This is a genomic window from Actinomycetospora endophytica (genome assembly GCF_021026375.1).
Classification (GTDB): Bacteria; Actinomycetota; Actinomycetes; order Mycobacteriales; family Pseudonocardiaceae; genus Actinomycetospora; species Actinomycetospora endophytica.
The window spans coordinates 447,495-473,219 of record NZ_JAJNDB010000003.1; the positions used below are offsets into that span (position 1 = coordinate 447,495).

Annotated in this window: 21 protein-coding genes; 11 read left to right on the plus strand and 10 right to left on the minus strand. The window is 72.8% G+C overall.

Annotated features, from left to right (window positions below; genetic code table 11):
* Positions 1–48: 48 nt before the first annotated feature.
* The 5 genes from LQ327_RS17475 (at position 49) to LQ327_RS34835 (ending at position 7,040) form a co-directional block, all read left to right on the plus strand.
* Entirely contained in the window at positions 49–2,409 is a 2,361-nt protein-coding gene (locus tag LQ327_RS17475) for a molybdopterin cofactor-binding domain-containing protein (protein ID WP_230735932.1), read from the plus strand.
* Positions 2,410–2,422: 13 nt separating this feature from the next.
* Positions 2,423–2,902, plus strand: coding sequence for a (2Fe-2S)-binding protein (locus tag LQ327_RS17480; RefSeq protein WP_230735934.1), 480 nt, complete (start codon positions 2,423–2,425; stop codon positions 2,900–2,902).
* A gap of 45 nt (positions 2,903–2,947) precedes the next feature.
* The gene (locus LQ327_RS17485; protein WP_230735936.1) at positions 2,948–3,307 is read left to right on the plus strand and encodes a hypothetical protein; all 360 of its coding nucleotides are present in this window, start codon (positions 2,948–2,950) and stop codon (positions 3,305–3,307) included.
* On the plus strand, positions 3,304–3,522 hold the full coding sequence (gene tatA, locus LQ327_RS17490) for a Sec-independent protein translocase subunit TatA (protein ID WP_230735938.1): 219 nt from the start codon (positions 3,304–3,306) through the stop codon (positions 3,520–3,522). The genes LQ327_RS17485 and tatA overlap by 4 nt, the downstream gene beginning before the upstream one ends.
* Before the next feature lie 803 nt (positions 3,523–4,325).
* The gene (locus LQ327_RS34835) at positions 4,326–7,040 is read left to right on the plus strand and encodes a helix-turn-helix transcriptional regulator (protein WP_308286336.1); all 2,715 of its coding nucleotides are present in this window, start codon (positions 4,326–4,328) and stop codon (positions 7,038–7,040) included.
* Between the two features lie 34 nt (positions 7,041–7,074).
* Here the strand turns inward: LQ327_RS34835 and LQ327_RS17500 are convergent, their stop codons facing one another.
* A complete protein-coding gene (locus LQ327_RS17500) occupies positions 7,075–7,536 on the minus strand; it encodes a group II truncated hemoglobin (RefSeq protein WP_230735940.1) in 462 nt (153 codons plus the stop codon).
* 61 nt (positions 7,537–7,597) lie between these two features.
* Between LQ327_RS17500 and LQ327_RS17505 the strand changes: the two genes are divergently transcribed.
* Positions 7,598–8,383, plus strand: a complete 786-nt coding sequence (locus tag LQ327_RS17505) for a maleylpyruvate isomerase family mycothiol-dependent enzyme (RefSeq protein WP_308286337.1) — start codon at positions 7,598–7,600, stop codon at positions 8,381–8,383.
* Positions 8,384–8,401: 18 nt separating this feature from the next.
* Here LQ327_RS17505 and LQ327_RS17510 read toward each other — a convergent pair whose 3' ends face one another.
* Positions 8,402–9,214 carry a DUF2182 domain-containing protein gene (locus LQ327_RS17510; protein ID WP_230735942.1) on the minus strand — a complete coding sequence of 271 codons (813 nt, stop codon included), beginning with the start codon at positions 9,212–9,214 and terminating at the stop codon, positions 8,402–8,404.
* Between the two features lie 4 nt (positions 9,215–9,218).
* Positions 9,219–9,833: a DUF1326 domain-containing protein gene (locus LQ327_RS17515; RefSeq protein ID WP_230735944.1), complete on the minus strand. Its 615-nt coding sequence runs from the start codon at positions 9,831–9,833 to the stop codon at positions 9,219–9,221.
* Positions 9,834–10,079: 246 nt separating this feature from the next.
* On the opposite strand from LQ327_RS17515, the gene LQ327_RS17520 reads away from it, so the two are divergent.
* The 4 genes from LQ327_RS17520 to LQ327_RS17535 are packed head-to-tail and all read left to right on the plus strand — an operon-like array spanning position 10,080 to position 16,769.
* Positions 10,080–13,271: an ATP-binding protein gene (locus LQ327_RS17520; protein WP_230735947.1), complete on the plus strand. Its 3,192-nt coding sequence runs from the start codon at positions 10,080–10,082 to the stop codon at positions 13,269–13,271.
* Between the two features lie 59 nt (positions 13,272–13,330).
* Entirely contained in the window at positions 13,331–14,386 is a 1,056-nt protein-coding gene (locus tag LQ327_RS17525; protein WP_269070268.1) for a class I SAM-dependent methyltransferase, read from the plus strand.
* A gap of 25 nt (positions 14,387–14,411) precedes the next feature.
* Positions 14,412–16,502, plus strand: coding sequence for an alpha/beta hydrolase (locus LQ327_RS17530; RefSeq protein ID WP_230735949.1), 2,091 nt, complete (start codon positions 14,412–14,414; stop codon positions 16,500–16,502).
* A 9-nt stretch (positions 16,503–16,511) separates the two neighbouring features.
* Positions 16,512–16,769: a hypothetical protein gene (locus tag LQ327_RS17535; RefSeq protein WP_230735951.1), complete on the plus strand. Its 258-nt coding sequence runs from the start codon at positions 16,512–16,514 to the stop codon at positions 16,767–16,769.
* Here the strand turns inward: LQ327_RS17535 and LQ327_RS17540 are convergent.
* The 6 genes from LQ327_RS17540 to LQ327_RS17565 all read right to left on the minus strand — a co-directional run bounded on the left by LQ327_RS17540 (position 16,708) and on the right by LQ327_RS17565 (position 23,586).
* Entirely contained in the window at positions 16,708–17,922 is a 1,215-nt protein-coding gene (locus LQ327_RS17540; RefSeq protein WP_230735953.1) for a vWA domain-containing protein, read from the minus strand. The two genes, LQ327_RS17535 and LQ327_RS17540, sit on opposite strands and share 62 nt — an antisense overlap.
* Before the next feature lie 2 nt (positions 17,923–17,924).
* Positions 17,925–18,809, minus strand: coding sequence for an AAA family ATPase (locus LQ327_RS17545; protein ID WP_230735956.1), 885 nt, complete (start codon positions 18,807–18,809; stop codon positions 17,925–17,927).
* The gene (locus LQ327_RS17550; RefSeq protein WP_230735958.1) at positions 18,806–19,750 is read right to left on the minus strand and encodes an XdhC family protein; all 945 of its coding nucleotides are present in this window, start codon (positions 19,748–19,750) and stop codon (positions 18,806–18,808) included. The genes LQ327_RS17545 and LQ327_RS17550 overlap by 4 nt, the downstream gene beginning before the upstream one ends.
* Positions 19,747–22,113 (minus strand): aerobic carbon-monoxide dehydrogenase large subunit, encoded by a 2,367-nt coding sequence (locus LQ327_RS17555; RefSeq protein WP_230736281.1) that lies wholly within the window; start codon positions 22,111–22,113, stop codon positions 19,747–19,749. The genes LQ327_RS17550 and LQ327_RS17555 overlap by 4 nt, the downstream gene beginning before the upstream one ends.
* A gap of 80 nt (positions 22,114–22,193) precedes the next feature.
* Positions 22,194–22,709, minus strand: coding sequence for a (2Fe-2S)-binding protein (locus LQ327_RS17560; RefSeq protein WP_230735961.1), 516 nt, complete (start codon positions 22,707–22,709; stop codon positions 22,194–22,196).
* A gap of 1 nt (position 22,710) precedes the next feature.
* A complete protein-coding gene (locus LQ327_RS17565; protein ID WP_230735962.1) occupies positions 22,711–23,586 on the minus strand; it encodes an FAD binding domain-containing protein in 876 nt (291 codons plus the stop codon).
* A gap of 124 nt (positions 23,587–23,710) precedes the next feature.
* Between LQ327_RS17565 and LQ327_RS17570 the strand changes: the two genes are divergently transcribed.
* Positions 23,711–24,658: a LysR family transcriptional regulator gene (locus tag LQ327_RS17570; protein ID WP_230735964.1), complete on the plus strand. Its 948-nt coding sequence runs from the start codon at positions 23,711–23,713 to the stop codon at positions 24,656–24,658.
* Here LQ327_RS17570 and LQ327_RS17575 read toward each other — a convergent pair.
* On the minus strand, positions 24,655–25,662 hold the full coding sequence (locus LQ327_RS17575) for a helix-turn-helix domain-containing protein (protein WP_230735966.1): 1,008 nt from the start codon (positions 25,660–25,662) through the stop codon (positions 24,655–24,657). The genes LQ327_RS17570 and LQ327_RS17575 overlap by 4 nt on opposite strands.
* Positions 25,663–25,725 lie beyond the last annotated feature (63 nt).

Genomic DNA, 25,725 nt, shown 5'->3' on the forward strand with positions numbered 1-25,725 from the left:
GCGACGGCTCCCCCCTGGCGTCGATGGCGCGGTGTCGGGAGGACAGCGATGCCCAACCACCGCGCGACCACCACGCGGGAGAAGCCGCCCCGGGAGCACTCCCGGCGGTTCGGCCAGTCCGATCTCAGCCGGCGGCGCTTCCTCGGCTACGTGGTCGCCGGCACGTCGCTGATCGCGGCGGCCGAGTTCACGCGGGAGTCGATCTCCGACTCGGTGCCGAACGCCTCGGCGGCGGCGATCCCCTCGACGCCGCAGACCCCCGAGATCTACGACCTCTCGGACGCCATCCGGGACGCGGCGCGCCCGACCGCGAACCTGATCCGGGTCAAGGTCAACCGGGACAACACCGTCTCGTTCGCGCTGCCGCGCTCGGACAACGGGCAGGGCATCATCACCTCGACGCAGATGATCATCGCCGAGGAGATGAACCTCGACCCGGACCAGGTGATCGTCACGCTGGCCGACGCCCGTCCGGAACTCGTGTTCAACCAGCTGACCGGAGGCTCGACCACCACCTTCAGCACCTACACGCCGATCCGGGTGGCCGCGGCCATCGCGGCGGGCCGGCTCCTCGACGCCGCGGCCGCCGAGATGGGCCAGGACAAGGCGGTGCTCACGAGCCGCGCCGGCACGATCACCGACACGGCCGGGAAGGCGCTCTCGTTCGGTGACCTCACCGCGAAGGCGGCGGCGCCGGTCACCCAGGCCGTGCAGGTCGCGCTCAAGGACCGTGAGAAGTTCACGATCATCGGCAAGCCGCGCACCAAGTCCGACGCGCGGGACATGGTGACCGGCAAGAAGAAGTTCACCACCGACCTGCAGATCGCCGACGCGCTGCCGACCATCCTGTGCCGGGCCCCCGACCTCAACGGCTATCCGCGCAGCGTGCAGAACCTCGACCAGGTCCGCACGATGCCCGGGATCACGGACGTGGTGAAGGTCGAGGGCGGGGTCGCGGTCCGCGGGAACACCTACGGTCAGTGCATCGACGCGGTGAACGCCCTGAAGGTGACCTGGGCGAACGGCACCGTGCACGGCGCCGACGACGCCTCGGTGCTCAAGGAGCTCCGCGCCGCGGAGCTGCCGTTGGCCGCGCCGAAGGGCCCCGGTTCGCTCGAGGGCGACTTCGTCTTCTACTTCCGCAGCAACTCCTCGCTGGAGACCAACTGCGCGATCGCCGACGTCAAGGCGAACAGCGCCACCATCTGGGGCCCGGCGAAGAGCCCGATCGCCGCCCAGGCGGAGATCGCGAAGAAGCTGGGGATGCCGCAGAACGCGGTGACCTTCCACGTCATGCAGGGCGGCGGGTCCTTCGGACGGAAGCTCTTCTTCGACGCCGCGGAGGAGGCAGCCCTCGTCTCGAAGGCCATGGGCAAGCCGGTCAAGCTCATGTGGTCGCGCTCGGACGACTCCCGTCAGGGCCGCGTCCACCCGATGGCGACCTGCCGGATCCGGGCGAACGTGACCGCCGATGCCGTCACCAGCTTCGAGATCCGGCACACCAGCGTCGCCACCGAAGGCAACCCGGGGCTCTCGGAGCCGATCACCGCCGCGGCCAACAAGGCCCCGCTGGGCAACCTCGGCGTCGCCGAGAGCCTCTTCGAGCTCACCCAGTTCACGCCGTACAACTTCGGCGCGTCGACCCGGTTCCTCAACGAGGTCGACATGGGCTTCAACACCAGCTCGATGCGCAACATCTACTCGCCGGACGTCGCCACCGCGCGTGAGCTGATGGTCGACCAGATCGCCGCGAAGCTCGGGACGGACCCCTACGTCTTCCGCTCCGAGTTCGCCAAGCAGGCACGGTTCAAGGCCGTGCTCGACCGGGCCGCCCAGGAGGGCGACTGGGGCAAGTCGATGGCCGACGGCACCGCCCAGGGCATCGCGATGCACGTCGAGTACAAGGGCTGTGCGGTGTGCATCGTCGAGCTGGACTGCACGCCCGCGACGGTGAACCGGAAGATCCGTCAGGCGCGGACCGGGCCGCGGGTCACCAAGGTGACCTACGTCGTCGACGCGGGGCTGATCATCAATCCGCGCGGATACGAGGCCCAGATGATGGGCGGGATCAACGACGGTCTGGCGATGACGCTGACCTCCAGCCTGCACCTCGACGACGGCCACTTCGTCGAGGCCAGCTGGGACAACTACTTCTACACCCGGCAGTGGAACACGCCGCCGGAGATGAACATCGTGATCATGGACTCCGACGCGCCCGAGCCGGGCGGAGCCGGGGAGTTCGGCGTCGCCGCGACGTGCGGCGCGATCGCCTGCGCCTACGCGCGGGCCACCGGGAAGATCCCCACCTACTTCCCGCTCGACCACAAGGACCCGCTGCCCTTCACGCCGTACCCGACGTCGCCGCCGATCCCGCCGTCGCCGACCAACGGTCTGCAGACCACCTTCTGATCGGAGCTCCCCCATGCCCACGCACACCTTCAAGCTCAACGGCCAGCAGGTCAGCGTCGACGTCGAGGACGACGTCCACCTGCTCTGGGTGATCCGCGACCTGCTCAAGGTCACCGGGCCCAAGTACGGCTGCGGCATCAACGTCTGCAAGGCGTGCACCAGCCACATCAACGGCAAGGCGTTCAACCCCTGCTCGGTGCAGGTCAAGGACATCCAGCCGACCGACGAGGTCACCACCATCGAGGGCCTCGCCGACACCGCCCCGGGCGGCGGCCTGCATCCCATGCAGGATGCCTGGATCGAGAAGGACGTGGCCCAGTGCGGCTACTGCCAGCCCGGCCAGATCATGGCGGCGGTCGCGAAGGTCAAGCAGTGCAAGGCCGAGGGCCGGGACGTCGACGACGACGCGATCGAGGAACTGCGCAACATCTGCCGGTGCGGCACGTACAACCGCATCCGCGAGGCCATCAAGGCCGGCGCCGAGAACATGTGACGTCGACCCACCACCCGCTCCCCCACCCCGAGAGGAACCCTGACGATGACCGCTCGTAGGACCACCCGCACCCTGGCCGCGGCCGTGGGCCTGGCCGGGGCCGTGCTGCCGCTCGCCGGCGCCGGCATGGCCCAGGCCGCCACCACCGACAGCAGCGCCACCGACGCGTCCGGCTCCGACGCGACCACCGGCTACCCGAGCACCCAGAGCCCGCTCCAGGGGCCGACCGCCGTGCTCGCGACCGCCGGCAACCTCGCCTCGTCGATCATGGACGCGAACAACGACGCGACCGGCAACGCGCGGCCCGAGGACGCCAACGGCACCGAGACGCAGTACCCGTCGGCCGACCCGCACTTCGTCGAGGGCCCCGTCGGCGGCGCGCTCGTGAACGGGCCGTTCGAGTGACCGGCGCCCTGAGCCCCGTCCACTGGCTGATCATCGTCGGGGTCCTCGTGGTGCTGTTCGGCGCCAAGAAGCTCCCCGACCTCGCACGGTCGGTCGGTCAGTCGGCGCGGGTGTTCCACAGCGAGATCCGCGAGCTCTCGAACGAGTCCGCGGGTCGGACGGCCGGGGGTCCCGAGACCGCCGCCACGGCGGAGGAGCGGCGCCCGGCCGCCTGACGCGCACACCGTGTGGTCCGGAGTCCGCGTTCTCGCCGGGCTCCGGGCCCACCGGCGTCCGGGCATGAAGCCCTGACGGTCCGATGATGCCGTCACACGGGTGGCGCAGCGAAGCTGCCCTGAGGGCGTCGGCCACCAGGCGGCTCTCGATGCGGGTCAGTTCGTGTCCGAGACCCCGAATGGTGAGAGTGACGAAGGGGTCGTAGTCCTCGACCTGAACGGTGAGGATTTCCTTCCCGGTCGAACTGCACACCGTGGCGAGGGGTATCAAGGCCCATTCTCCCTTGTCTCGTGGGCTCGCGGTGTCGACCGCGGTCGAGCGGCCGACGCTTTCGCCACCGCCGGATTCATTCGGGCGAGGAGGGGTGGGGTGGCCAGCCGGGGTGACGGCGCGGAGCAGCGCGGACACTCGGCGTGGGCGTCGGCCCCGGCCCTCGGGCGCTCGCGCTCGAAGTAGCCGCAGTCGGGACAGCAGTAGGCGTCGGTGTTCATGGAGTGACCCTTCTCGGATTCGACCGCGCGGACACGAAGGGACACGGCGCGGGGGATGTCGATGACCCGTCAGCACCCTGTGCGTTTCTTCGAATGCGGTACGGAGCCAGCGTGGCCGACGGTTCCCGGCAGGACATCGGCCAGGTGGCAGATATGCGCAATGATGAAGTGGCCGACCTTGCGAGAGAACGTGTACCGGTCGGACCATTGGCGCCGTGTCCGATCTCGCCACTCCGCTCGGATTGTCTTCACCACCCCGGCATCGTCGGCTCGGGGTGCCCAGCAATCTGCCCAATTCGCCCAGTTCCTTCGTGGGTCGGGCGGGTGACATCACCGAGGCGGGCGGGCTGCTCACCGGCACCCGGTTGTTGACGTTGACCGGGGCGGGTGGCTGCGGGAAGACCCGGCTGGGCGGACAGGTGGCCGCGGGTACCGCGTCACGGTTCCCCGCCGGAGTGTGGTGGGTCGAGCTGGCGGCCCTGACCGAGGGCGCGCTGGTCGGCGACGCACTGGCCCGGGTGCTGGAGATACCTCTCGAGGGACGTCCGGCGGCCGAGGTGATCGTCGAGCACGTCGCCGAGGGCGAGATGTTGGTGGTGCTGGACAACTGCGAGCACCTCGTCGACTCGACCGCCGCCCTGGTCGACGAACTGCTGCGCGGCACCGGAGCGCTGCGGGTCCTGGCGACCAGCCGCCAGCCCCTCGGCGTGGACGGCGAGACGACCTGGCGGGTGCCCTCGATGGCAGCCCCGCCCGAGGGGTGCGATCCGGACGGGCTCGCCGAATTCGACGCCTCCCGGCTGTTCGTCGAGCGTCTGGGACGAGCACGACCGGGCCCGTCCGGGGACACCGACGAGACCGCGTCGGTGGTGCAGGTCTGCCACCGGCTCGACGGCATCCCGCTGGCCCTCGAGCTCGCCGCCGCGCGGGCACGCACGATGAGCCTTGCCCGCATCGTCACCGAGCTCGACGACCGTTTCGGGCTGCTGATCGGCGGGCCGAGGGGTGCGCTGGCCCGGCACCGCACGCTGCACGCCTCGGTGCAGTGGTCCTACGACCTGCTCGCCGACGCCGAGCGGATCGTGCTGAGGCGGTTGGCGACCTTCGTCGGCGGATTCCGGATGGAGGCCGCACAGCAGGTCGCGGGATTCGCCCCGCTCTCGTCCGATGCCGTCCTCGACCTCCTCGGAGGGCTTGTCGACCGCTCCCTGGTCCAGTTCGACGCTGCCCGTGACCGGTACCGGCTGCTCGAGACGATCCGGGACTACGGCCGGGAGCAGCTCGCGGCCGCCGGCGAGGCCGACGACGTCGCCGAACGCCATCTCAGCTGGGTGTGCGCGTTCGCCGAGAGTCACGACGAGGGCATGACACGCGCCGACCTGGACGTGCTCGACGCCGTCGAGGAGGAACTACCGAACCTGCGTGTAGCCCTGGATCACGCGGCCCGCGGCCCGGTGGCCACCGCACCCGGAGAGCAGACCGGGCTACGCCTGGTCGTGGCGCTGACCTTCTTCTGGGCGCAGCGCGGGCTCGGCCTCGAAGGCGCGGACCGGGCTGTCCGGGTGCTGGCGGCGCATCCCGCGGCCCCGGGCGCACTGCGTGGCCGCGCCTGGGCCGCCGTCGCCTACGACCGGTTCTACGGGGCCGACTTCGCCGCCGTGACGACTGACGCCGACCACGGGCTGGCCGAAGCGACCGCGGCCGGTGACCTCCGCGGGCAGGCCCGGAGTCTCCACGCCCACGGCGCGCTCGCCTTCATGCTCGACCCCCCGCACTGCCGAACGGTCATGGCACGCGCGATCGAACTGGCGCGCTCGTGCGGCGACCACTGGTGCGAGACCGACGCCCTGCAGATCCTCGGGTTCAGCCACCTGATCCAGCACCGGACGCTGCTGGCCCTCGACCCGGTGATGGACTCGGCGGCGATGGCCGAGGCCCAGGACAACGCCTTCCAGCTGGCCTGCCACCAGCTCGGGCTCGCCTGCATCGCCGCGGCCGCGGGACGGCTGGGTGAGGCGGCAACGGCTGCTCGCCGGGGCGCGGACGAAGCCCAACGCATCGGCGACCCGGCCATCGAGCTGTGGGGCCGCGCCGGTCAGGTGACCACTGCGCTGGCCCGCCGCCGGTACACCGACCTGGACTCCATCGCCGGCCAGACCACCCCGCCCCACACCCCCCTGTCCCCGGTGGTGACGGCCTTCGTCGCCGGCATCAGGCGCATCGCCCGCCACGAGCGCGACCCGATCGGTGCGCTCGACGCGCTCGAGGAACTCTCGGAACTGTTGCGCGGCACCTTCGTCCCCAACGAGGGCCTGCGACTCGCCGTGATCGGCGTCGCCGGCGCCCTCGCGCTCGGCGACCAGCAGCGCGCGGCAGCCGCCGCCGAAGCCGCCTTCGAAGCCAGCACCACGTTCGGCTCCGCGCTCGTCGGCCCGTGCCGGGTTCTGCTCGCCCGGCTCGAACGCGGCCGGGGTGAGCCCCTGACCGCCGACCGGCTCGCCCACGACGGGCTCGCCGAGATCCACGACGCCGGCCTGATCATCGATCTCCCCGACGCCCTGGAGGCCCTCGGCGGCACTGCTCTCGACCTCGGCGCAGCTCCTGCCGCCGCCCGGCTGCTCGGCGCCGCCGATGGGCTGCGGGAGTCGCTCGATCTCCCCGGCCCGTACCCGACCGAGGCCGTCACCGATCGGCCCGAAGTCCACGACCGGTTGGGCGAGGAGTTCGCGGCGCGTTGGGAGGAAGGCCGGCGTATGGACGCCGACGCCGCCGTCGCCTACGCCCGACGTTCCCGCGGCGAACGCAGACGCCCGGCCAGCGGCTGGGGAGCCCTGACTCCCACCGAGCTCGACGTCGCCCGCCTGGCCGCCCGTGGCCTGACGAACCCTGACATCGGCCGGGAACTGTTCATCTCACGAGGAACCGTCAAGACCCACCTCGAGCACATCTATGCCAAGCTCGAACTCCACAATCGCGCCGAGCTCGCCACCACCGTCGCCCGACGACCCGACATCCAGATCGAATAGCCATGGCGTCGAGTTCCGGCCCCTGCGGCGTCGATCAGGACGGCTGGTACGGGGGCGCGACGCCCCATCCCCACCGCGGTACCGGCGCCTGTTCGACGACGTCGGCGTCGGGTTGGGAGTTGTGCAGGGCCAGCCGGGTGCCCCACTCGACGTAGCCGACGAACGCCGCGCGGAACTCCGGATCGTCCGGGAGGCCGGCGTCGTCGGCGGCCCGGCTCATGGTCTCCGCGAAGCGTCGCCGCTGCTCCGGGGTGATCCCGAGGTCCCGGTGGTGGGCGAGCATCCGCTCGTAGCCGCCGAGGGTCCCGGTGTAGTCCGCGGGCCCGCCGAAGACCTCGATCCACCAGAGCGTCACGTGCGCCCGGTGCTCCTCGGAGACGCCTCCCGGGAAGAGGACGCTCAGCAGCTCGTCCTTCTCGACGCGGTCGTAGAACGCGTCGATCAGCCGACGGAACGCCGCGCTCCCGCCGGCCCAGTCATGCAGCGTCGGCTCCATTGCAACACTGTAATCAGGAAATGGGCCGCTCTCCAAGCACGAACCTTGGGTCCGTGCCTGCATGATCGACTTCCGTGTGACGGAATGCGTCAAATTTGAGGCATTCCGTCACGCGGAAGTCGATCAACGGGGATCGCGCGGCCCGCTGCACGGGAGCACACTGATCCGCTCACATCAGGCCACCACGACGCCTGACCGCCGACGACTCCGGAGATCAGCCGTGAGCGATCCGATGCAGCTGGCGCGCGACGAACGCGCCGACCTCGCCGCGCTCCTCGCCGGACTCGACGCCGATCAGTGGAACGCGCCCACGCTCTGCACGCAGTGGCGGGTCCGCGACGTCGTCGCGCACATCGTCAGCTACGACGACCTCGGCGCCCTCGGCCTGGCCTCACGGTTCGCCCAGGGCTGGTTCGTGCCCGACCGGGTCAACGCCGTCGGCGTCCGGCACTACGCATCCCTCACCCCCGAGGAACTGCTCGCCGAATTCGGCAAGCACCTCGAGCCGGCCGGCCTCACGGCGGGCTTCGGGGGACGGATCGGTCTGGTCGACGGGCTGATCCACCACCAGGACATTCGCCGCTCCCTCGGTCTCCCCCGGGATGTGCCGGCCGAGCGGCTGGACGAGGCGCTCCCCTTCGCCCGGATCGCGCCGCCCATCCGGGCGTTCTCCCGGGCTCGTGGCCTGCGCCTCGTCGCCACCGACACCGGCTGGAGCAACGGACGCGGACCCGTCGTCGAAGGGCCCGCCGAGCCACTGCTCATGGCCATCGCCGGCCGCCCGCACGCGCTCGACGAACTGACCGGACCAGGCACAGCCACGCTGGCTGCACGACTGGGGCGTTGAGGGCGCCGGGAATGGGCCTCACATGACCATGGTCTGACCGGCCGGAATCGTCAGTCCCGGTATCGCAGCAGGAGCCACCAGAACGAGCACGCCGAGGGTGACCAGCACGACCGCGATGCCGTAATTGGCAACGGCCCGCCACGGCAGAATCTTCTCGATCGCGATCAGGGCGGCGACGAACGCCATCCACGCGATGCTCATGATGCCGAGCGCGAACAGGGCGAGCATGAGCGCCCAGCAGCACCCGACACACCAGCCACCGAGTTTCGCGCCCATCCCGAGGCCGCCGATCGGACCGTCGCGCCAGGACCCCAGCAGGAATCCGAGCGGGCTCCGGCACCGGGTCAGGCAGACGTTCTTCAGAGGCGTGAGCTGGTACGCACCGGCAGCGATCAGGGCCGCCGAGGCCAACACACGCCCTCCCTGCTCCCACGGCACCGCGTCGGCCGGAATCCATCGCGTCGCGGCGGCGATCATCCAGGCGACGACACCCGCCGCGGTCCAGGTCAGCAGATATCCGGCCGTGAACATCGGCGGCGCCAGGCGAATACGACCCTTGGTCATACGGGAGTAGAGCGCCACGGTCGGCGCGATCGACGGGAACATCATCGCCGCCATCATCACGAGCCAGACCAGCACGAACCAGCCGAGTCCCCCGAGGGCGGTCCACGGACCATCGTCCATCCCGCGCATCTGCCCGGCGGTCCACCACCAGCCGAGCCCGGCCAGGACGAAGAGCGACAGGACCAGGCCGAGGCGCGTCCTGGAAGCGGCCAGTGCCGGGCGGGGGCCGTCCTCGACCGCGGAGCGGCGGTCCGAGGCGGCGGTCACGACGTCAGGCCGCCCAGGAGAAGTCCGACGTCGACAATCCTGTCCTGCCTTCGTACTCGATCCCGAACGCGTTGATGCGTGACCACTTCGCCTCAGCCATCGTGAGGTCCGACGCGACCGGGTGGAACATGCCGGAGAACTTGACCGGCTCGCCGGACTCGACCCCGAACGGCACGATGTCCTCGACGTCGAAATCGATGCCTCCGGAGATCCGCACGGAGTGGCGCAGCCCGTCGTCGTCGATCTCGATCGTCGCGCGCTCGGCCCCGAGCATCTCCCCGATCAACGGCGCGAGACCGGCCATCGGCCCGCCGATCTGACCACCGAACACGCGCACGAGCTGCTCGAACTGGCCGTCACTGGCCTCGTCCCCCACGAAGACGCCGACGCGCCAGTTGCCGTCGGTCATCACTTTCGGGGTGTCGATGATGATCGCGACCTTGCAGCCGGCGATGTCGGTACCTTCGACCGCGCCCTCACGGATGTCGAACACCAGGCTCGCCCGGCAGAAATCGTAGGTCGCTCCATGATCGAATGACAGGTTACACGGACACATCAGCTCGCAGGAGCACGTCTCGACGTAGCTGCCCCGCAGATTCCACGACATCGTCGCCCCCATTTCCCGATTCGGTCCGGAGGATGAACTGTCCTGCGGTTCGTGACGTGGAGTCAAGACACATACTCGTCGTCCGACATGACCGACTCCGCCCGCAATCGGACTCGCACTCAGCGTCACGGATCATGCCGAGGCCGACGATCTCCACGTCGCTGGAACAAACCCTTCACACCGACCTTCGAACAGATCTTAGGATCTCCCGATAATGGCTTCATTGCTCTCGACCTGGAGCAGCCGCATAGTGTCGTAATGAGTGTCACGGTCCGGCTCGCCGGTCCGTTGCGCGTCGAACAGGGTTCCCCTCCCGAGCCGTTGCGCATCGGGAGCCCGAAGGAGCGCAGGCTGCTCGCGGTCCTCGCCGCGCGGCGCCCGCAAGCCGTGACGCCGGACCGGCTGGCGGAGGCGCTCTGGCCCGAAGGACCACCCCGGAGCCCGTCGGCCAACGTCGCCACCCTGATCAGCCGGCTACGGGGACGGCTGGGCAACGCCGCGGTCCTCGGCGATCGGCAGGGCTACCGGCTCGGCGAGCCTCCGGACGTCGGAGTAGATCTCGACGAGGCCACCGACCTGGTCGCCCGGGCGGCTCGACACCTCGCAGCAGGCGCCTCGGGGCCGGCGACAGTGGCCGCGCGCCGTGCCCTGGAGCTCGTCGACGCCGAGCCGCTCGCCGAGGAGGACGACGCGCCGTGGGTCGTCGACCTGCGCCGCAGGTGGAGCGAGCTGCGTCGCGCCGCGCACCACCACGCCGCCGAGGCCGCGCTCGCCACCGGCGACACGACCGCGGCGAGGACGTTGGCGGCGGCTGCCCTGACGGCCGACCCCTACGACGAGCCGGCGATGCGGCTGCTGCTCACCGCCGACCAGGCCGCCGGGGAGCCGGCCCGGGCGGTCCTCGCCTTCCACGAGTTCCGCGCCCGGCTCGCCGACGAGCTCGGGGTCGAACCCGCTCCGGCCACCCGCGACGCCTACCTGGCCGTGCTGCACGAGGCCCCGGCCGCCCCGGGACGTCCCGTGTCCGGCCACGCCGGAGGTCCGGGACGGACCCCTCCTGCTCGTGCGTCGGCAATGGTCGGCCGTGACAAGGAGATCGCCCGTCTGATCGGGCACTGGGACCGGGCCGGCAGCGGCGAGCCCGGAATCGTCCTCGTCGTCGGCGAGGCCGGGATCGGCAAGACCCGGCTGACCACGGAGCTACAGCACGTCGCCGTCGGATCCGGCGCCCGGGTGGCGGTCGGTCGCTGCCACGTCGCGGAGCGTTCGCTGTTCCTCCAACCGATGATCGACGCCCTTGCCGCCCCGCTCGCCGGTCTCCCGCTCGAGGTGATCCGTGGGGCCGCGGGTCATCACTGCCGGGCCCTCGCAGGACTCTTCCCCGATCTCGCCGACGCGCTCGGGGTGGACGACCCCGAGGCCTCGGTGCCGGACGCCCGGCGCTCCTTCGAAGCGATCGGGGGGCTGCTCCGCGCCCTGACCGTCGACCGGTCGATGCTGCTCGTCCTCGACGACCTGCACAACGCCGGGACGGCCACCGTCGAGCTGTTGCACCACCTCGCGCTGCGCTCCGGGAGTGCCCGCCTTCTCGTCGTGGCCACGGTGCGGATCGAGGAGGGCTCCGATTCCCTGGTCACCCTCGAGCGCGCAGCGAGCCGCCTCGACCTCGGACGGCTCTCGCCCGCGGACGTCGCCGTGCTGGCCGACCGCGCCGGACAGACCGACCGCGGCGCTGCGATCGAGCGCAGGACGCGCGGCAACCCCTTCTTCGTCGTCGAGGTCCTCCGCGCACTCGCCTCGGGTGATCACGACGTCCCGGAGTCGCTGCAGGCCGCCGTCGTGGCCCGGGTCCGCCGGCTCGGCGACACCGTCGAGGAGCTCCTCCGGGCCGGGTCGGTCCTCGGCGCCACCGTCGATCCGACCGTCGTGGGACGCCTGCTCGGGCTCGACCCGGTGGAGGCCGCGCGACGCTGCGAGCAGGCCGCGGCGGCGCGCCTCCTGGTTCCCACGGACCGTGCGTACGAGTTCGCCAACGACCTCATCCACGAGGTCCTCTACGCGACGACACCCACCCCTACCCGACGCCTTCACCATCGCCGCGCCGCCGACCTGCTGACCGCGACCCCGGAGGCGGTCGGCGTCCACGCCCTCGCGGTCGAGGACTGGAGCCGGGCGGCCCGCGCGTTCCTCCTCGCCGGGCGGTCCGCGACCCGGCGCGGCGGGGTCGGCGACGCCGAGGCCCTCCTCGGCCAGGCCCTGCACGCCGCGGATCGCGCCGGTTCGCGGGAGCTGGTCGGCCGGGTGCTCGTCGCCAGGGCGCGCGCCCGCGAGGGTCTGGAGCACTTCGCCGAGGCCTGGGCGGACCTCGACGCCGCCGCCGTCGCCGCCCGGCAGGCTGGTGACCGTCGGCTCGAGATGGCCGCCCTGCGCGAGCTCGGCGGGGATGTCCCGGTCGCCCTGGGCAGACCGGTCGGCGAGAGCACCGAGCGCCTGCGCCAGGGGCTGCGCCACGCCCTGGACTACGGGGACGCGGGCGCCGAGGCGGACTTCCGGGCTCGGCTCGCGGTCCTGGCCACGAACCGCCTGGCCTTCGTCGAGGCCCTCGACGAAGGCGCCCGCGCCGTCGGGGCCGCCCGCGCCGCCGGGGACGAGGAGGCCCTCGTGGCGGGCCTCGACGGCCTCAAGACCGCGCACGCCTATCTCGGCCACATCGCCCAGCTCACCGAGGTCGTCCACCAGATGGAGCCCCTCGTGCGACGGCGCGACGACCGCTGGTACCTACCGTGGGCGCTGTTCGAGGGATCGTTCGGCGCCATCGCGGACGGTCGGTGGGACGACGCACGCGAGCGCATCGGCGAGGCCGTCGAGGAGAGCGGTCGCAGCGGCTACCCCGGCCACGCCACCTGGTTCGTCGCCCACCTCGGCTGGGTCGCCCGGTTGCAGGGTGATCTCGACGCGGCGGTGGAGCACGGCCGCCGCGCCGTCGAGATCGGCGGGCGCGCCGCCCATCTGTGGTGGTGGCCCACCGCCGGGGCGATGTTGGCGGCGACGCTGCTCGAGCTCGGGCAGCCTCGCGAGGCCCGCCGGGTCGCGGCCGAGGCGGTGTCCGCCGCCGGGACCGACGCCATCGCCGCGTGCCGGCTGCGCTGCCTGGCTCCGCTCGCCGAGGCGGAGGCCCGCGACGCTCCGGGCGGTCCGGTGCCGCCGACCCTGATCGAGGCCGACCGCCTGCTCGCCGCCGTCGACGCGCCCGTCGGCTCGGCGTGGCTCCTCGGGGCGGACGCGTATCTCGGGGTGGCCCGGGCGTGGCGGGCGATCGGCCGGCCGGACCGGGCCGACGCCGCCCTGGCCCCGCTCGCGGTGGCTGCGCAGCGGCACGGGTGGCGGACGGTGCTTGCGGCCGCCTCGCTCGAGGGGTGCGCTCCCACCGCCGCGACGGTCGCGCAATGAGCGCGCAACGCCGATCGGCAACGTCCTCGGCGACCGCACCGAACAACGAGGAGGCGACGATGACGGTGGACCAGGACAAGTTGATGGCGTTCGTCGGGAAGATGGTGACCGACCTGGGGGCCGCGAGCGCGGCCGGCGGGGTGGTCATCGGGCACCGGCTCGGGCTCTACCGGGCCTTGGCGCAGGGCCCGGCGACCCCGGAGGAGCTCGCGCGGCGCACCGAAACGACCACCCGCTACGTCGCCGAGTGGCTCGCCGCGCAGGCCGCGAGCGGCTACGTCGGCTACGACGCGGAGGCCGGCACGTTCGCGCTCGACGAGGAACAGGCGTTCGCGCTCACCGACCCCGACGGCCCGATCTATCTGCCGGGGGCCTTCGTCCTCGCCCTCGGCGCGCTGCGCGCCGAACCGCGGATCACCGAGGCCTTCCGCACCGGGGGCGGGGTCGGCTGGCACGAGCAGGATCCGGACGTCTTCGACGGCTGCGAGATCTTCTTCCGACCCGGGTACGTCGCGAACCTGACGGCGTCGTGGATCCCGGCGCTGACCGGCGTCGAGGAGAAGCTGCGCTCCGGCGCCCACGTCGCGGACGTGGGCTGCGGTCACGGGTCGTCCACCGTGCTGCTGGCGCAGGCCTACCCGGCGTCGACGATCTCCGGCTCGGACTACCACGACGAGTCCGTCCAGATCGCGCGCAAGCGTGCCGCCGAGGCCGGCGTCGCGGACCGGACCAGCTTCGAGGTGGCCTCGGCCACGTCGTTCTCCGGCCGGGACCTCGACCTCGTGACTTCCTTCGACTGCCTGCACGACATGGGCGATCCGCTCGGAGCGGCGCGCCATGTCCGCGAGTCGCTGGCGCCGGACGGGACCTGGATGGTCGTCGAGCCCCGCGCCGGGGACACGCTCGCCGAGAACCTGAACCCGGTCGGCCGGCTCTACTACGCCCTGTCCACGTTCCTGTGCGTGCCCAACGGCCGGTCCCAGCCCGGCGGCTACAGCCTCGGCGCGCAGGCTGGCCCGGCGGCGATCCGCCAGATCGCCACCGATGCCGGGTTCACCCGGTTCCGGCAGGCCACCGAGACGCCGTTCAACCTCGTCTACGAGCTCCGGCCGTAGCGCCCGCGGAAGGGGGGTGGGGTCAGTGCGCGCACGGGAGCCCGACGAGGTCGGGACCATCGAACGGGGCGGGGTGCGGGTCGGCTACGAGGTGTTCGCCGGGCCCGCGGGGGCGCCCACCGTGCTGCTCCTGACCTCGTGGGCGATCGTGCACATGCGGCAGTGGAAGTCCCAGGTCCCGTTCCTGGCCCGGGAGTTCCGCGTCGTCACGCTGGAAGGACGGGGAAACGGCGCGGCCGACCGTCCCGCGGACCCGGCGGCCTACCTGGACCGGGAGGCCGTCGGGGACGCGGTGGCGGTGTTGGACGCGACCGGCACCGAGCGGGTCGTCGCGATCGGGCTCTCGCTCGGTGCGCGGCGGGCGCTCCAGCTCGCCGCGTGGCACCCCGAGCGGGTCGCCGGGGTGGTCGCGATCGGGACGGCGCTGCCCTGGCCGCTGCCGCCCGGGTTCGACGACGTCCGTGCCTCCCACGAGGGGTGGGAGAAGGCCAACCGCCACTACTGGAAGGCCGACTACCGGGGCTGGGTCGAGTTCTTCATGTCCCAGGTCGTCCACGAGCCGCACTCGTCGAAGCAGTGGGAGGACCTCGTCGGGTGGGGTCTGGACACCGACGGGGAGACCCTGGCCGGCACCGTCGCGGGGGTGGGCGAGCCGACGGCCGCCGACGCGGAGGAGATCTGCCGGGCGGTGCGCTGCCCGGTCCTCGTCGTACACGGTGACGCGGACGCGGTCACCCCGTACCCGAACGGCGTCGCCATCGCGGAGTGGACCGGCGGGTCCCTGGTGACGATCCCGGGCGGCGGGCACGCGCCCACCGTCCGGGAACCGGTGAAGGTCAACCTGCTGCTGCGGGAGTTCCTGCGCTCGGTGACCGGGCCGCGCCCGGCATCCGTGAGCTGGACACCCGCCCGCTCCCGGCCCCACCGGGTGCTGTTCGTCAGCTCGCCGATCGGGCTGGGTCACGCCCGCCGCGACGTCGCGATCGCCCGGGAGCTCCGGCGCCGTCGTCCGGACGTCGGGATCGACTGGCTGGCCCAGCATCCCGTCACCACGCTCCTGCGGGCGGACGGGTCGCGCGTCCATCCGGCGAGCTCGCTGCTGGCCGGGGAGAGCGCTCACATCGAGGCCGAGGCCGGCGAGCACGACCTCCACGCGTTCCGGGCGATCCGGCGGATGGACGAGATCCTGCTGGCGAACTTCCACGTCTTCGCCGACGTCGTCGACGCCGGGCAGTACGACCTCGTCGTCGCCGACGAAGGCTGGGAGATCGACCACTTCCTGCACGAGAACCCTGAGCTCAAGCGCACGCCGTACGCCTGGCTCACCGATTTCGTGGGGTGGCTCCCGATGCCCGACGGCGGGCGCGAGGAGGAGGCGCTGACGGCGGACTACAACGCCGAGATGATCGAGCACGTCGCCCGGTATCCGCGGCTGCGGGACCGTTCGATCTTCGTCGGGGGCCCGGAGGACCTGGTGACCCGGCCGCTCGGGCCCGGCCTGCCGACCGTCCGCGACTGGACGTGCGAGCACTTCGCGTTCAGCGGCTGGGTCGCCACGGGCGGCCCGCCCCGCGACCGGGACGAGCTGCGCGCCGAGCTCGGATGGCGGCCCGGTGAGCGGGTCTGTCTGGTCAGCGTCGGTGGCTCGGGGGTGGGCCGGCCGCTGCTCGAGCTGGTGGGGGCCTGCTACCCGCTGCTCGCCGAGCAGGTGGCCGGCCTGCGGATGATCGCCGTGGCCGGGCCTCGCATCGACCCGGCCTCGCTGCTCGTGCCCGACGGCGTCGAGGTCCGTGGGCACGTGCCCGACCTCGAACGCGAGCTCACCGCCTGCGACGTCGCCGTCGTGCAGGGCGGGCTGACCACCACGATGGAGCTCGCCGTGGCCGGTCGCCCGTTCCTGTACTTCCCGCTCGCCCACCACTTCGAGCAGCAGTTCCACGTGCCGCACCGGCTGTCGCGGCTCGGAGCCGGCCGGCGGATGGAGTACGCGGACGCCACCGCCGAATCGGTCGCCGCGGCGGTCGTCGAGCTGCTCGGGCGGCCGGTGCACCCGGTGTCCACGGGGCCCGACGGTGCTGGACGGGCGGCCGACCTGCTCCTGCCCCTCCTGGGATGAGGCGCTGCGATGGCCACGATCCACGTTCCGCCGCCGCCACCCCGCATCGACGGGAATGCCCCGGTCCTCGCGCCGCACGAGAAGTCACGGCTGCGGGCGGCCGCTCACCACGCCCGGCGCGCCCTGCCCGGGCCGGTCGGCGACCTGGTCTCCCGCGAGCTGGTCGCCTACGCCGACTTCGGCCACCGGATGACCGTCGACAGCCTCATCCACCGCCTCGCCGCGGACGTGCTGGCGAGGCCCACCCTCCGTCCGGACCAGGGCTGACGTCGGCGAGGGCGTCCAGCAGATCATCGAGGGCGTCCAGGCTGTGGGCGCTGACGACGGCGTCACAGTACGGCCACGCCGCCGCCATCCCGCCCGCGAGGGGCCGGTAGTGGGGGCTCGCCGTCCTGGGGTTCGCCCACACCACCCGGTGCGCGACCCGGGACAGCCGCTCCATCGCGGCCGCCAGCCGCGCCGGGTCGCCGGTGTCCCAGCCGTCGGAGATCACCAGCACGACGGCGCCGCGGGCCATCCCCCGCCGCCCCTGGACGTCGGTGAACCGGGCGATCGCGTCGCCGATGCGGCTGCCGCCGGCCCAGTCCACGCAGCGCCGCACCGCGCGGTCGATCGCGACCTGCGGCTGCTGACGGGCCATCACCGACGTGAGCCGGGTCAGCCGGGTGGCGAAGCCGAACACCTCGGCACGGCTGCCACCCGACGCGCACCAGAGCAGCTGGAGCAGCGCCCGGGCGTACGGCTCCATCGACCCGGAGACGTCGCAGAGGACGACGAGACGCCGCGGACGGGTGCGTCGGGCGCGATGGACGATCCGTGTCGGGTGCCCACTGGTCCCGCGCGCGGCCCGCAGCGTCGCCCTCAGATCCACGCGGTCACCGTGCGGGGACGGGCGGAACCGGCGGGTGCGTCGCGGCGGTGTCGCCACGCGCAGCCGGCGCATCGCGTCCGCGAGGGCCAGCAGCTCGGCCGGTGAGAGCGACGCGAAGTCCCGGTCGTGCAGCGGCTCCGGCCGTTCGGCGGCGCTCGCGACCCCGGCGACCGGAACCTCCCGCGCGTTCCCCCCGCCCCCGACGTCGTCGTCGGCGCTTGCCGAGGAACCACCCGACGCGGCCGGCGTCGTGGACATCTGCGTCTCGACGCCGAGGGGCGGCGCGGACGGGTCGCCCCGCTGCTCGGCCGGGTCGACGATCCCGGAGAACGTCGCGGCGAAGACGGCGTCGAAGGTCCCGATCTGCGCCGGGTCCGAGACCAGCGTGGCGAGACCCGCCTGGCGCAGCGACCGCTGGGTCTCGGGCCGGATCAGCAGGACCGCCCGCGCGAACCGCTCGGCCCGTTCGGGCGTCACGGGCAGGCCGGCCTCATGCAGCGCGGCCGCGAACCCGGCCGCGAGGGTGGCGACATCGGGTGCGGCCGTCACGATCACCGCCCGCCGACGACCGCGTCGAGCGCCGACCGCGCGAGCTGCTGGTCCTCGTCGTACTTCAGCACCGCCCCCAGGGAGCGCTCGGCCGCGGCGACGTCGAGGAGATCGACGCCGAGCGCCACCAGCGCGCCCGTCCAGTGGATCGCCTCGGCGACCCCGGGCGGCTTGATCAGCTCGAGGCCCCGCAGCCGGGACACGGCGTGGGCGACCTGGTCGGCGAGGACGTCGCCCGCCTGCGGTACCCGACCCCGGATGATCGCCTCCACCCGCGCCGCCTCCGGATAGCGGATCCAGGCGTAGAGGCAGCGACGCTTGAGGGCGTCGTGCAGGTCGCGGGTGCGGTTCGAGGTGAGGACCGTGATCGGCGGGACGAGCGCACGGCGGGTACCCAGCTCGGGGATCGTCACGGCCGCCTCGGCGAGCACCTCGAACAGGTAGGCCTCGAACTCGTCGTCGGCGCGGTCGATCTCGTCGACGAGGAGCACCGCGGGCCGGGGTCCGGGATGGCGCAGCGCCGCGAGCAACGGGCGTTCCAGCAGGTAGTCGTCGGTGAACAGGTCGGCGTCGCGCAGGGTCTCGCCGCGGCTCTCGGCCAGCCGGATCGCGAGCAGCTGGCGCGGGTAGTTCCACTCGTAGATCGCCTCGGACGCGGTGAGCCCCTCGTAGCACTGCAGCCGCAGCAACGGGGTGTCGAGCGCGGCGGCGAGCGAGACGGCGGCCTGCGTCTTCCCGACGCCGGGCTCGCCCTCCAGCAGGATGGGCTGACGCATCGCGGTGGCCAGGAACAGCGCCGTCGCCAGCGACTCGTCGGCGAGGTAGCCACGGCCGGACAGGGCCTCCTGCACCGTCGCGACGTCCGGGAACTCCGCGGGGGCCGTCACGAAGCCGCCGCAGGATCGCCGGACGGAGCCAGGAACGCCTGCCGGCAGCCGACCCCGCAGAACCAGTGGGTCACCCCGTCGACGACCGCCGACGAACTGGCGGGCACGCAGGCCACCGTCATGCCGCAGACCGGGTCGACCGCCTGCGAGGCGTCCGGCGCGGGCGCCGCACCCACGACGGTGGAGACCGGCCACACGCGGTGGCTCCGTGTCGCCACGATCTCGGCGTAGATCGAGAGCGCGACCTCGGACGGCGAGCGGGCGCCGATGTCGAGACCGGCGGGCGTGTGGACCCGCTCCCGGTCCCCGTCGTCGAGCCCGTCGAGCACGGCGGCCCCGCGGCGCCGGCTCGCGAGCAGCGCGACGTAGGGCACGCCCGCGCGCAGGGCCCGTGTCAGGAGCGGCTCCTCCTGCCGTCCGTGCGAGGCGACGATGACGGCGGCCGCGTCGGCCGGGACCGTCCCGTCGTCGACCGGATCCACGCCGCTCGCCAGATGAACGTCGTAGTCGAGCGCGGCACCGAGCGACGCGAGGGCCCGCGCGACCGGGCCGTCACCGAGGACCACGACCACCGTCGGCGGGACCATCGCCTCGAGGAAGATCTCCAGCGTGCCCCCGGAGAGGCAGGGGTTGTCGACGGTGATCACCCCGTCGACGGCCGGCGTGACCTCGCCGCCGGCCGACGGTGTGATCCGCAGCAGCGTGGAGGTGCCGTCGCGCAGCAGCCGCAGCCCTTCGATCCGGACCGTCGACTCGGCGCAGGAGCCCCCGACGAAGCCCTCGACGGTGCCGTCGGGCAGCACCACCGCCCGATCGCCGGGCCGGGCGCTGGTGGGGCGCTCGGCCCGGACGACCGTCGCGAGCACGAACGGGGTCCGGTCGCTGCGCAGGTGGTCGACCCGGGTGAGCAGATCCGTCGGCGGGACGGCGGGCGCGCTCACGTGATCCCGAGATCGGGACGCAGCGGATTGCCCTGGGCGGCGCACCACACGGCCGCCGGGGTGAGCGGCATGTCCGCGTGGCGGACGTCGTAGGGGGCGAGCGCGTCGATCACCGCGTTCACGACGGCGGGTGGCGAACCCACCGTCGCCGACTCCCCCACGCCCTTGGCGCCGATCGGGTGGTGCGGCGAGGGAGTGACCGTCTCCCCCAGTTCCCAGGACGGGCACTCCAGCGACGTCGGCAGCAGGTAGTCCATCATCGAGCCGCCGAGACAGTTGCCGTCGAGGTCGAACGCGATGCACTGCATCAGCGCCATCCCGACGCCGTCGGCGAGCCCGCCGTGCACCTGCCCCTCGACGATCATCGGGTTGATCCGGACCCCGCAGTCGTCGACGGCGACGAAGCGCCGGACGTCGACCGCGCCGGTGCCCGGGTCGACCTCGACGAGGCAGACGTACGCGCCGCAGGGGTAGGTCAGGTTGGGCGGGTTGTAGACGCAGGTCGCGTCCAGGTGGCCCTCGACGCCGTCGGGCAGCTCCAGGTTGGAGTGCGCGGCCATGGCGATGTCGGCCATCGAGCGGGACGCGTCCGGGTCGCCGGCGACCTGCCAGCGGCCGTCGTTCCACTCCAGGTCGTCGGCCGAGACCTCCATCATCGCCGCCGCGACGATCTTCGCCCGCTCCCGGACCTTCCGGGCGACCATCGCCGTCGCGGCCCCGGACACCGGCGTCGAGCGGGATCCGTAGGTGCCGAGCCCGAACGGGGTCTGGTCGGTGTCGCCGTGCACGACGTCGATGTCGTCCGGCGAGATGCCGAGCTCCTGCGCGACGATCTGCGCGAACGTCGTCTCGTGGCCCTGCCCCTGGCTCTGGCAGGAGACCCGCAGCACCGCCTTCCCGGTGGGATGGACCCGCAGTTCGGCGCCGTCGGCCATGCCCAGCCCGAGGATGTCCATGGACCGGCGCGGGCCGGCCCCGACCGCCTCGGTGAAGAAGCTCAGCCCGATCCCCATCAGGGACACCGGCTCACCCGCCTCGAACCGGCGACGACGGTCGGCCTGCTCGGCACGCAGCTCGGCATAGCCCGCCTTGTCCAGCGCGACCTGGAGGGTGTGCGGGTAGTCGCCCGAGTCGTACTCCCAGCCGGTCTTGGACTGGTACGGGAACTGCTCGGGCCGCAGCAGGTTGCGCATCCGCAGCTCGGCCGGGTCGATCCCGAGATCGTGCGCGACGACGTCGACCATGCGCTCGATGAGGTAGACGGCCTCGGTGATGCGGAACGAGCAGGCGTAGGCGACCCCGCCGGAGGCCTTGTTGGTATAGACGCCCGTGACGGCGCAATGGGCCGCCTCGAGGTCGTAGGAGCCGGTGAACACGCCGAAGAAGCCGGCCGGGAACGCCGTCGGCTGGGCGGTGGCGTCGAACGCGCCGTGGTCGGCGAGCACGTGGACGCGCACCCCGCGGATGCGGCCGTCACGGGTGACCGCCACCTCGCCGCGCATGTGGTAATCGCGGGCGAAGGAGGTGCTCATGAGGTTCTCCGAGCGGTCCTCCATCCACTTCACCGGAGTGCCGGTGACGATCGAGGCCACCACCGCGCAGACGTAGCCGGGGTAGATGCCGACCTTGTTGCCGAAGCCGCCGCCGATGTCCGGCGAGATGATGCGGATCTTGTGCTCGGGCAGGCCCGCGACCAGCGCGTAGAGCGTGCGGTGGGCGTGCGGGGCCTGCGTCGTCGTCCAGAGGGTGAGCTTCCCGGTGACGGGGTCCATGTCGGCGATCGCGCCGCACGTCTCCAGCGGGGCGGGGTGCACCCTCGGGTAGATCATGTCCTGCACGACGACGAGCTGGTCATCGGCCGCCTCGGCGTCGGCGAAGACCGCGTCGGTCGCGGCGCGGTCGCCGGACTCCCAGTCGAAGATGTGGTTGTCGGCCTTGCCGTCCTTGTCGGTGCGGATCACCGGGGCGTCCGGGTCGAGCGCCCGCTTCGCGTCGATCACGGGGTCCAGCGGCTCGTACTCGACGTCGATCAGGGCGAGGGCGTCCCGGGCAGCGTACCGGTCGTCGGCGACGACGAACGCGACCTCCTGGCCCTGGAAGCGCACCTTGTCGGTGGCCAGCACGGCCTGGGTGTCGTGCGAGAGGGTCGGCATCCAGGCCAGGCCGAGCCCGGCGAGGGTCTCGCCGGTGATGACGGCGTGGACCTTCGGGTGCGCCTCCGCCGCGCTGGTGTCGATGCTGAGGATGCGGGCGTGGGCCAGCGGGCTGCGCAGGACGGCGCCGTGCAGCATCCCGGGCAGCACGACGTCGTCGACGTACTGGCCGCGGCCGCGGATGAAGCGGGCGTCCTCCTTGCGCTTCATCGCCCCGTAGCCGCGCGGGGTCTCGTCGGCGGCGTGGATCTGGACCGACGGGTCCTGGACGCCGGGCTCTCCGACGGCGGTCATGCCATCGCCTCCGACGACTCGGTGTCGGCGGCTTCCCGGGCGGCGGCTTCCTTCGCGGCCGCCCACTGCACCGAGCGGACGATGTTCTCGTAGCCGGTACATCGGCAGATCTGGCCGGAGATCGCCTCGCGGATCGTCTCGGCGGACGGGTCCGGGTCGCGGTCGAGCAGCGCCCGGCTCGTCATCATCATCCCGGGCGTGCAGAAGCCGCACTGCAGGCCGTGGCAGACCATGAACCCCTCCTGGACGGGGTCGAGGTCCGCCTCGGTCCGGCCGTGGGCCAGGCCTTCGACGGTAGTGACCTCGGCGCCGTCGGCCATGGCCGCCAGCACCGTGCAGGACTTCACGGGCACGCCGTCGAGCCGGACCACGCACGCGCCGCAGTTGGAGGTGTCGCAGCCCCAGTGCGTGCCGGTCAGGCGCAGTTCGTCGCGCAGGAAGTGGGTCAGCAGCAGGCGTGGCTCGACGTCGCGGACGTAGGACTCGCCGTTGACGCTCACGGTGATCTGCACGTCAGGCCTCTTCCCCTCGGCTGCGGCGTGCTGCCCGGCGCAGCACGCGGGTCGTGAGCTCGCCGGCGAGGTGGCGCTTGTAGTCCACCGGGCCGCGCTGGTCGGCGCTGGGCGAGCAGTGCCGGGCGGCGAGGCGTCCGGCCTCGACGAACGCGTCGTCGGTCGCCGGTCCCCCGCGCAGGAGGTCCTCCGCCTCCGGCGCCACGAAGTGCGACGCGCCGACGGCCGAGAGCCCGATGCCGACCTCGGCGACGGTGTCGCCGTCGAGCCGGAGCATCGCGCCCGCGGCGGCGACCGCCCAGTCCCCGGCGCGGCGCTCGAGCTTCGCGTAGGCGCTGCTCGACCCGGCGAGGATCGGGACCTCGACCGCGACGAGCAACTCCTCGTGCTCCACCGCGGTCTCGTAGGGGCCCCGGTGGAACTCCCGCACCGGCACCTGCCGCTCGCCGTCGGCACCCCGGATGACCGCCGTGGCCCGCATCGCCGAGAACGCGGCGGAGAGGTCCTCCGACGGGTCGGCCTGGCACAGCGAGCCGCCGACGGTGCCGCGGTTGCGCACGACGGGGTCGGCGATCACCCGCTCGGCGTCGGTGAGGATCGGGAAGTGCTCGGCGATCACCGGGGAGGCCAGCAGGGCGCTGTGGCGGACCATCGCGCCGATCCGCACCCGGTCGGACTCCACGGCGATCACGGCCAGGTCGTCGAGTCCGTTGATGTCGATCAGCGTCTCCGGCTCGGCCAGCCGCAGCTTCATCATCGGCAGCAGGCTGTGCCCGCCCGCGACGAGGAACGACTCCGGTCCGTGCCTGGTCAGCAGTGCGATCGCGTCGTCGACGCTCGTCGCCTTGAAGTACTCGAACTGGGCGGGAACCTGCATCCGGTCCTCCGGGAGGTCGTGGAGGCGCCAGACTGAACGGCCGCAGGTGCGGCGGGAAGCGCGCCCTAAGCAATCGGTTAAGTGGTTCCTGGTGCGACCCCGATCGCTGCTCAACACTGGCTCGGTGACCCTGACCCAGCTGAGCGCGTTCGTCGCGGTCGCCCGGCTCGGCTCGGTGAAGGCGGCGGCCGGGGCGCTCGGGGTCAGCGAGCCCGCGGTGTCCCAGGCGCTGGCGGCGCTGCGTCAGCACCTCGGTGACGCCCTGCTCGCCCGGGAGCACGGCCGGATGGAGCTCACCGAGGGCGGGCAGCGGCTGCTCGCGGTCGCCACCCAGATCGTCGCGCTCGGCGCGGAGGCCGAGGCCACCGTCCGCTCCGCCCAGGGCGCGGCCGACCGGTTGCGCATCGTCTCCACCAGCACCATCGCCGAATTCGCCGCGAGTCCGGTGACCGACGCCTTCGACCGGCGCTCCGCCGGGGCCGTCGAGACCAGCTGGGGGGTGACGGCCGGGTCGGAGATGGCCGTCCTGGTGGCCCAGCGCCTCGCCGACGTGGCCCTCGGCCCGCGTCTCGACGGCGACCCGACCCTCGGGCTCACCAGCGACCCCGTCCTGCGCGCCCAGCTCGTCGTCGCGGCCGCGCCCAGTCGGCGGCCGCGGGGGATGCCCCGCACCTGGACCTGGCTGCTCGGACCCCGGGGCGCCGAGCCCGACAGCGAGGTCGCCGCGCTGCTCCGCCGGCTCGGGGTGCCCGACTCCAAGGTCCAGGTCTTCGGCACCCAGACCACCGCCTGGGAGGCCGCCACCGCCGGCGTCGGCGTCGCCCCCGGGATGCGGCACCTGCTCTCGCCGCAGCTGCGCCGCGGCGACCTCGAGATCGTGACCGTCCCGACGACGCCGGTCCCGATGCGCTGGTACATCACGACGCTGCGGCCGGACCACCGACGGCTGGTGGCCGCCACCTTCCACCGCTTCCTCGGCACCCCGGAGGCCCTGGCGATCCTGCGCTCCCCCACCGGCGGCGTCCCGCCGTCGCGGTTCCGCCCGCCGGTGTACGTGACGATCTGGAGCTAGGGGCCGACCCGGAGGCCGGCCCGGCGTCGGTAGCTGCCCGGCGGTTCGTGGAACTCGAGCTTGAAGCGGCGGCTGAACGAGGCCAGGTCGACGAACCCGCAGGAGTGGGCGATCTCGGTGAGGGACAGGTCGGCGGCGCGGGGGTCCAGCAGCCGGCGTCGGGCGTGCTCGAGACGGCGGCGCCGGATCAGGGCCCCCACGGTGGTCTCGGCGTCGGCGAACACCCGGTGCAGCGCGCGGACCGAGATGAAGTGGGCGCGGGCGATGTCCTCCGGCCCGAGCGCGGGGTCCTCGAGGTGCTCGGCCACGTAGGAGTCGACCCGGTGCCGGAGGTCGGCGGCGCTGCTCGGCGAGAGGACGTCCCCGCGACGCAGCGACTCCCCGATCGCGGTGCCGAGCAGCGCCGCGAGCTGTCCGGCCAGCCGGCCGCCGCCCGCGTCGCTCAGTGCGGGCGGCGACAGCGCCGTCTCGGCGAGCGTGTGACCGATGATCGAGCTGAGCCGGTCCCCACCCAGCGTCCGGGCCGTGGCCGCACGGGTCACGTCGGCGCCGAGGGCGACCAGCTCGCGCGGCCAGGTCAGCACGAGGAGCTTCCACGGGCCGGCGAAGTGCCACGTGAACGGGCGGTCGGTCTCGTAGACCGCGTACGCACCGCGCCCCAGGACGGCCTCGCGGTCGTCCTGCTCGAGGACCGCGGTGCCCTCGGCGACCATGCCGACCTGGAGGTACGCGTGGTGATCGGTCCGGGCCTGGCCGGGGGTGCGGTGGGCGCTCTGCGGGGCGGAGCTGACGACGGCCGCTGAAACGTGCCCGACGAGCGTGCTGCGCACCCGGCTGCCGAACGGGCCGTCGCGATCCACGTCGTCGACGTCGAGGGCGACGAAGTGCTCGCGCAGCATGTCGCACCAGGGCGCGAGGCCCTCGGACTCGTCCGCCGCGGTGCGGTTCGCGTACTCGGGCCCCGTGTCCGGGAACGGCCCGACGGGGCGCAGATCTCGGCTCACGGACGTACTCCGGTGCAGGTGGTGGGGCTGCGGGAGGTGATCGACGCTAGGACCGGGCCACTA